Source organism: Streptomyces coryli (assembly GCF_011044975.1).
Lineage (GTDB): Bacteria > Actinomycetota > Actinomycetes > Streptomycetales > Streptomycetaceae > Streptomyces > Streptomyces coryli.
This window is the reverse complement of the sequence record NZ_JAAKZV010000324.1, coordinates 1-7,554: the sequence shown is the minus strand read 5'-3', so window position 1 is coordinate 7,554 and position 7,554 is coordinate 1. Positions and strand designations below refer to the sequence as shown.

The following is a 7,554-nucleotide window of genomic DNA, read 5'->3' as shown; positions in this document are numbered from 1 at the left end:
GGTGGGAACAGGCCCGAAAAGCCGAGCAACCGCCCCGCAGGAGCCGCATGACCACCGACCCAGCCCACATCGCCCCGCGCACCCGCACCATCGCCGAGCTCGACGACCACCTCACCCACTGCCGCGCCTGCCCCCGCCTCGTCGAATGGCGCGAAGAGGTCGCCGCCACCAAGCGCCGCGCCTTCGCGGACTGGGACTACTGGGGCCGCCCCGTCCCCGGCTTCGGCCCCACCGACGCCGCCATCGCCGTCGTCGGCCTCGCCCCGGCCGCGCATGGCGCGAATCGCACGGGGCGGATGTTCACCGGCGACCGCTCCGGCGACTTCCTCTACGCCGCCCTGCACGCCGTCGGCCTGGCGAACCAGCCGACCGCCACCCACATCGACGACGGCCTCACCCTGCATGGCGTCCGCGTCACCTCCCCGGTGCACTGCGCCCCGCCCGCCAATAAGCCCACTCCCGCCGAGCGCGACACCTGCCGCCCCTGGCTGGCGCAGGAGCTGCGTCTCCTGCGCCCCACGCTGCGCGCCGTCGTGGTGCTCGGGGGCTTCGGGTGGCAGGCGTTGCTGCCGGTGCTGGAGGCCGCGGGGTGGGATGTGCCGCGGCCGCGGCCGATGTTCGGACACGGCGTGGATGTGGCACTCAAGCACCGGGAGGAACCCGGCGAGTTGCACCTCTTCGGCTGCTACCACGTCAGCCAGCAGAACACCTTCACCGGCCGGCTCACTCCCGCGATGGTGGAGGACGTATTCGGGCGAGCCAAAGCCGCTGCCGGACTCCTCCGTGAGTAGCGTAAAAGCGATCGAAAGCGGGTGCGCATGGAGGCAGCAGCGGAAAGACACCGGTCGCCGGTCGGGTCCCACAACGAATGGGATCCCCTGGAAGAGGTCGTCGTCGGCCGCCTCGAAGGCGCCACGATCCCGTCCAGCCACCCGGTCGTGACCTGCAACATTCCGCCCTGGGCGGCCCGGCTCCAAGGCCTCGCCGCCGGCCATCACTATCCGCGGAGGCTGGTCGAGCCGGCGCAGGAGGAGCTCGACAAGTTCACCGACCTGCTGAGCTCCCTCGGCGTCACGGTCACCCGCCCGGAGCCGGTCGACCACGCGAAGGAATTCGGCACCCCCGACTGGACCTCGCGCGGCTTCTGCAACAGCTGCCCGCGGGACAGCCTGCTGGTGATCGGCGACGAGATCATCGAGACCCCGATGGCCTGGCCGTGCCGCTACTTCGAGACCCACACGTACCGGCCGATCCTCAAGGACTACTTCCGCCGCGGCGCACGCTGGACGGCGGCGCCCCGGCCGCAGCTCACGGACGAGCTGTTCGTGGACGATTTCCGGGTGCCGGACGAGGACGAGCCGATGCGCTACGTCCTCACCGAGTTCGAGCCGGTCTTCGACGCGGCGGATTTCGTACGGGCCGGCCGGGACCTGTTCGTGCAGCGCAGCAACGTCACGAACCGGATGGGGATCGAATGGCTGCGCCGCCATCTCGGCCCCGGCTACCGCATCCACGAGATCGAGAGCCGCTGCCGCACACCTATGCACATCGACACGACCTTCCTGCTGCTCGCACCCGGCAAGGTGCTGGTGAATCCCGAATACATCGACGTCGACCGGCTGCCGGAGGTGCTGGACTCCTGGGACGTCCTTGTCGCGCCCGAGCCGGATCCGATCGACGAGAACCTGCTCAAGGTCACCTCCATGTGCGGGAAATGGCTCAGCCTGAACGTCCTCATGCTCGACGAGAAGCGGGTGATCGCCGAGCGCCACCACACCGGGATGCTGCGTGCGCTCGAGGAGTGGGGCTTCGAGCCGATCCCCTGCGACCTGCTGCACTACGCGCCCTTCGGCGGGTCCTTCCACTGCGCGACCCTCGACGTCCGGCGCCGCGGGACGCTGGAGTCGTACTTCGACTGATCAGTCCGCCGCGTCCCGTATCCGCAGGGCCAGCGCGCCCAGCAGCAGTGCCCCGGCCGCGTAGGCCGCCAGGACGCCCAGGCCCGGCCATGGCGCGATGGCCAGCCGGTCCAGGTCCCTGGTGGACTGGATGGAGAGGCCGGCGGGCATGGGCGCCCAGCGCTCAAGGCGGTGCGCCCAGCGCTCGTCGGATATCAGCGTCTTGAAGATCGGGGCCAGGTAGAGCAGGCCCAGTGTCGCCGTCAGCGTGCCTGCCGTGTCCCGGAGCAGAGCGGCAAGGCCGAGGCCGAGCAGGGCGACCAGGACCAGCACCAGGACGGTGCCCGCCGCGGCCCGCAGCGTGGGGCCGTCGCCCAGTGAGGGAGGTGGATAGCCGGCCTCCGCGGTGAAGCCGTTCCCGGGCAGCACCAGCCGTCCGATCAGCAGGGATGCCGACACCGCGGCGGCGCCCACGGCCGCCATCACGCCCGACAGCACCGCCGCCTTGGCCGCGAGCACCCGCCACCGGCGCGGCGTCGCGGTGAAGGTGGCGCGGATGGTGCCCGTACCGAACTCGCCGCTCAGCGCGAGCGCGCCGAGCACCGCGGCCACCGCCATGCCCAGCCAGATCCCGGTGAGGCTGAGCTTGACCGTGTCCTCCTGGCAGGCGGCGGCAGAGGCGCACTGATCCGTGGACACCGCCGACACCGAACCCGCGCCCACCGCCGCCATCAGCGCCACCGCCGTCCCGAGCAGCCACCAGGTGCTCGGGACCGTACGGAGCTTGGTCCACTCCGCGTGCAGCAGGCGTGCCGCGGTGGTCGTCCACGTCGGTCCGCCGCCGGGAGCCGGGGGCACCGAGGAAGCCGGGCGCCCGAACGCTTGCGCCGTCATGCGTCCTTCCTCCGTAGTCGCCAGACCGCCAATGCCAGGACTATCGCCGTCCATGCCGCCAGCACCCCCAAGCCGCCGTAAGTGGGCAGCGGGTAGCAGGAGTTCTCCGGCATGCAGGGGCGTTCCAGCTGTTCGTAGTGCGGCGTGCCCTGCTGGACGGAGAACGCGGCCGCCGGGGTCAGCCGGAAGATCCACTGGATCAGGTCCAGCGGCAGCGCGCTGCCGAGGATCAGCGGGAGCAGCATCAGCACGATGACTCCGGTGACGGCGCCCGCGCTGCGCCGCAGCAGCGCACCCGCCGCCATCGCCAGCACGGCGACCAGCGCCAGCAGGGCAGCGGTGCCCAGCACCGCCCGCAGGCCGGCACCTTCGTTGAGCGAGAAGTGCTGATACACCGGCGGCACCCAGCCGCTGTCGCGCATCCGTGCCTGCGCCCAGGAGAAGCCGGCGGCGGTGGCCGGCAGCGCGACCGCGAACGAGACGCCGCCGATCACCAGCGCCTTGGCCAGCAGCACCCGGCCGCGGCGCGGGCTGGCCGTCAGCGTGGTGCGGATCATCCCCCGCTTGTACTCGCTGGTGACGAAGAGCGCCCCCAGCGCGGCGAACGCCATCAGCGCCACCCAGGAACCGGCCAGGCTCTGCCCGAGGTTGTCCCCGCCGCCGAACGTGTCGGGTGCGATATCGCCGGAGCCGGTGACGGTGATACGGCCGCCGGAGCGGCTGTCGCTGCCCTCGAGGTCCTTCATCTGCTGCTCGGCGGCCTGCTCATCACCTTCCTTCCGTTCGTCCTGCCCGACCGGAGCCGGAGGCGTGGGCAGTTGGCCGACGAGCCTGCCCGACCAGCTGCTGTCGGGCGGCGTCGACCCGTTGAGCTTGACCTGGTCGAAGACGCCGGTGGCCAGGCTCGGGCCCGTGCCCTCGGAGACGGTGCCGAAGGCCCGGTTCAGCGAATAGCGGTCGGGTGAGGCGACGAACAGGCCGATCTGCGCCGTGCGCGGCAGGCCGGTCACCTTCGCCTCGCCGACCCGCTGCCAGGATGTGCCGTCGGCCGATTCATAGCCGGTCAGGGTCGAGCCCTTGCGGACCAGCTTCAGCCACCGCCCGGCCGCGGCGGAGCCGCTGCCGGCCTGGTCCTCGGTGAAGTCCCACTGCAGCCGGACGCCGTGCCCGTGCGTGGCCATCAACGCCGCATAGGGGGAGCCCGGCTTGGTGTCATCCTTGATCAGGACGCCGGCCTTCGCCCAGCTCACTGTGGCGGGGCCATCGTCCGGGCCGGTGGGGCCCTTCCCTTTCAGTGACACCACACGGGCGATGATCTCGCCGTCGCCGGTCAGCGGCTGATGCACGTACCGGAAGCGGTCGGTCACCGCGCCGCCGCCCGGGCCGGTCAGTGCGGCGTCCGCCTGGTTGTTGCCCGGGCCCGAATTGGACGCCAGCAGCGACAGCGCGATGGATACGACGCCGGCCGCGGCCAGCACGATCAGCCAGCGGCGCACCGAGCGGAGCTTGGTGAACTCCGCCCGCACCAGCTGGAAGAAGCCGTCCCGCCCCGGGGGCAGGCTCGAGCGGTACGCCGGTGCCCGGGAGGTCATGTCGATCGCCATCACGCCTCCTCGGCCGCGGGTGACGAGGGTGCCGCGGGTGCCGCGGCGGGCTCGGCGTCAGGCTCCGCGGCGGCGACCGCCTGGAACTCCACCGCATCCCGGGTCAACTCCATATAGGCCTCCTCGAGCGTCGCCCGATGGGCCCGCACCTCCGAGAACGGGATGCCGGCCGCGCCCAGCAGCGCCGTGATCCGCTCGGCGGGCAGACCCGTCACCGTCAGCGAATCCCGGCCGTCCGCCGCGACCTTCGCGCCCTCCTTCGCCAGCAGCGACATCGACTGGGTGCGGGCCGAGGTGCGCAGCGCGACCCGGTCGCCCGAGGCGGTCGCCAGCAGCCGGGCCACGCTGGTGTCGGCGACCAGCCGGCCGCGGCCGATCACCACCAGATGGTCGGCGCTGTCCTCGAGCTCGCTCATGAGATGGCTGGAGACCAGCACCGCCCGGCCCTCGCGGGCCAGCGCACGCAGAAAGCCGCGGATCCAGCGGATCCCGTCCGTATCAAGCCCGTTGACCGGCTCGTCGAACATCAGCACCGGTGGATCGCCGAGCAGCGCCGCGGCGATGCCCAGCCGCTGCTGCATGCCCAGCGAATAGCCGCCCGCCCGGCGCCGGGCGGCGGAACCCAGACCGACCTGCTCGATCACCGCGTCGACCCGGCGCCGCGGAATGCCATGCGAATGCGCCAGCCACAGCAGATGGTCCCGGCCGCGGCGCCCGGGGTGCAGCGCGGAGGCGTCCAGCAGCGCACCCACCTCATGCAGTGGTGTGCGCAGCTCGGCATAGCGGCGGCCGCCGATCAGCGTCTCGCCCGCGTCCGGGGCCTCAAGGCCCAGGACGGCGCGCATGGTCGTGGACTTGCCCGCCCCATTGGGCCCCACGAAGCCGGTGACCTGCCCCGGCTCCACGGTGAACGTCAGTCCGTCCACCGCCACGGTCTGTCCGAACTGCTTGCGCAGTCCGCGCACTTCGATGGTTGCGTCCATGCGGCGAGATTAGGCAGCCGGGCATGCCCGGGTCGTCACGCTGCGGAGCCGTCTTGGGCACCCCTGGCAGGAGCTACGAGCCCGTGCAGGCATCCCTCGTACGAGCTACCCACGGACTGCTGACCTGGGGGACGCGCCGGACGGCCCCGGCCCGCAAGAATGGCCGCGTGAACGAGCAGCGCAGCTTCCGACCGCTGGCGGTCCTCCGCCGGCTGGCCGCTCGCCCCGAGGGGCCGGCGGTCGGCGCGGCGCTGCTCGCGCTCGCCGCGATGGCCGAGGGCCTCCCCCGCAGCGGAGGCGCGGACTACCCCTTTGCCTATGCCGTGTTGCTGCGCCTGGGCACCACGCTGCCGGTGGCGCTGCTGCGCGCCAATCTCGCCATCGCGGCCCTGACCGTCACCACCGCGGGCGTGCTGTCCCTCCAGGAGCCCCCGGTGCTCACGGTCGCCGGTGTCGTAGCGCAGCTGCTGGTGCTGTACGAGCTGGGCCGGCGCCGCTCGCGGCTGCTGTCGCCGCTGCTGGTGCTGCCGTATCTCGTCGTGGCGCTGGCGGGACCGACCGAAGCGAGCCGGGCGTATGCCGTGCTGCTCGCGGTGGCGGGCGCCGCCCTCGCCGCCCACGGCAGCGCCCGCCGGGCCCGTACGGACGCAATGGCCCTCACCGCCACGGAGCGGGTGGTGGCGGAGTCGCTGATGGAGCATGCGGCCCGCGGCGAACGGGCCAAGATCGCCCGGGAGTTGCACGACGTCGTCGCCCACCACATCTCGATGATCGCCGTGCAGGCCGAGACCGCCAGGCTCACCACCCCCGGCATGCCGGATGCCGGCGCCAAGCGGCTCCTCGGCATCGGCGACACCGCCAGATCCGCGCTCACCGAAATGCGCCGGCTGCTGGGCGTCCTGCGCGAGGACTCCGGCACCATCGCGCCCCAGCGCAAACCCCAGCCGGGCCTCACCCAGCTCAACGAGCTGCTCGACGAGGCCCGCGACGCCACCGGCGCCCGCACCCGGCTGATCGTCAGCGGCCGGGTCAGACCGCTCGACCCCGGTATTGAGCTCACGGCGTATCGCATCGTTCAGGAGGCGCTCACCAACGCGCGCAGACACGCCCCAGGCGCGGCGGTGGACGTGGAACTGCACTACACGGACGAGACCTTGCAGCTGCGGATCCGCGACAACGGCCCGGGGCCGCCCGGCACCGTCCCCGGGTCCGGGCTCGGGGCCGGGTCCGCGTCCGGGTCCGGGCCCGGACGAGCGGCCGAGGCCAGGTCTGGCAGCACCGTGTCGGAACCCGGGCATGGGGTGCTCGGTATGCAGGAGCGGGCGCTCACCGTCGGCGGCCGGCTGCACACCGGCCCGGCTACCGGGGGCGGGTTTCTGGTCGAGGCATGGCTTCCGGTGAGCCAGGAGGCGGTCGCGTGAGTGGCACGGAGCCCGTCCGTATCGTCATCGCCGACGACCACGAGGTGGTGCGCGCCGGCTTCGCCGGACTGCTCGATACCCAGCCGGACTTCACGGTGGTGGGGGTGGCGTGTGACGGCGCCGAGGCGCTGCGGGTGTGTGCGGAGCAGCGGCCGGACGTGGTGCTGATGGATGTGCGGATGCCGGAGATGGACGGCATCGCGGCTACGGCGGAGTTGGCGGCCGGTGACGTTGACGGTGCCGACGGCGGTGACGGCGGTGATGGCGGGGGCGACGGTGAGGGCGAGGGCGGCGGTGCTGGCCCGCGGATCCTCATCCTCACCACCTTCGATCTGGACGAGCATGTCTACGACGCGCTCGCCGCGGGCGCGAGTGGCTTCCTGCTGAAGGACGTCACGGCGGAGAAGCTCTTCGAGGCGGTACGGGTCGTGGCGGCGGGGCAGGCGCTGCTGGCGCCGACGGTGACGCAGCGGTTGATTGCCGAGTTCGCGAGGCAGCGGCGCGGGGCGTTGGCGCGGCAGACGGCCGCCGGCCTGCCCGCGCTGACCGCGCGCGAGACGGAGGTCATCAAGCAGGTGGCGCAGGGGCTGTCCAACCCCGAGATCGCCGATCGGCTGTATGTGAGCGAGGAGACGGTGAAGACGCACATCAGCCGGATCCTCGCGAAGCTCGGACTGCGGGACCGGACCCAGGCGGTGGTGGCGGCGTACGAGTCGGGCCTGGTGGTGCCGGGAGGCGGGGTGGGAGCGGGAGG

General features: G+C 72.4%; 7 protein-coding genes. 4 read left to right on the top strand and 3 right to left on the bottom strand.

The window, feature by feature from the left end; translation table 11 throughout:
- The first annotated feature begins 47 nt into the window (after positions 1–47).
- Positions 48–791, top strand: a complete 744-nt coding sequence (locus tag G5C51_RS37995; RefSeq protein WP_165244800.1) for a uracil-DNA glycosylase — start codon at positions 48–50, stop codon at positions 789–791.
- A gap of 27 nt (positions 792–818) precedes the next feature.
- Complete coding sequence (locus G5C51_RS37990) at positions 819–1,919, top strand: amidinotransferase (protein ID WP_165244798.1); 1,101 nt, start codon at positions 819–821, stop codon at positions 1,917–1,919.
- Here the strand turns inward: G5C51_RS37990 and G5C51_RS37985 are convergent, their stop codons facing one another.
- From G5C51_RS37985 to G5C51_RS37975, 3 genes are read right to left on the bottom strand one after another with little or no spacing between them, the layout of a single operon-like run.
- The gene (locus tag G5C51_RS37985) at positions 1,920–2,792 is read right to left on the bottom strand and encodes an ABC transporter permease subunit (protein ID WP_165244796.1); all 873 of its coding nucleotides are present in this window, start codon (positions 2,790–2,792) and stop codon (positions 1,920–1,922) included.
- Entirely contained in the window at positions 2,789–4,396 is a 1,608-nt protein-coding gene (locus G5C51_RS37980; protein ID WP_240930203.1) for an ABC transporter permease, read from the bottom strand. The genes G5C51_RS37985 and G5C51_RS37980 overlap by 4 nt, the downstream gene beginning before the upstream one ends.
- Positions 4,396–5,379, bottom strand: a complete 984-nt coding sequence (locus G5C51_RS37975; RefSeq protein ID WP_165244794.1) for an ABC transporter ATP-binding protein — start codon at positions 5,377–5,379, stop codon at positions 4,396–4,398. Before G5C51_RS37975 ends, G5C51_RS37980 begins: the two co-directional genes overlap by 1 nt.
- A 167-nt stretch (positions 5,380–5,546) precedes the next feature.
- On the opposite strand from G5C51_RS37975, the gene G5C51_RS37970 reads away from it, so the two are divergent.
- The gene (locus G5C51_RS37970; RefSeq protein WP_338118456.1) at positions 5,547–6,800 is read left to right on the top strand and encodes a sensor histidine kinase; all 1,254 of its coding nucleotides are present in this window, start codon (positions 5,547–5,549) and stop codon (positions 6,798–6,800) included.
- Positions 6,767–7,554: response regulator (locus G5C51_RS37965; RefSeq protein ID WP_165244790.1), on the top strand; the 788-nt coding region annotated here is incomplete at its 3' end. The genes G5C51_RS37970 and G5C51_RS37965, both read left to right, overlap by 34 nt.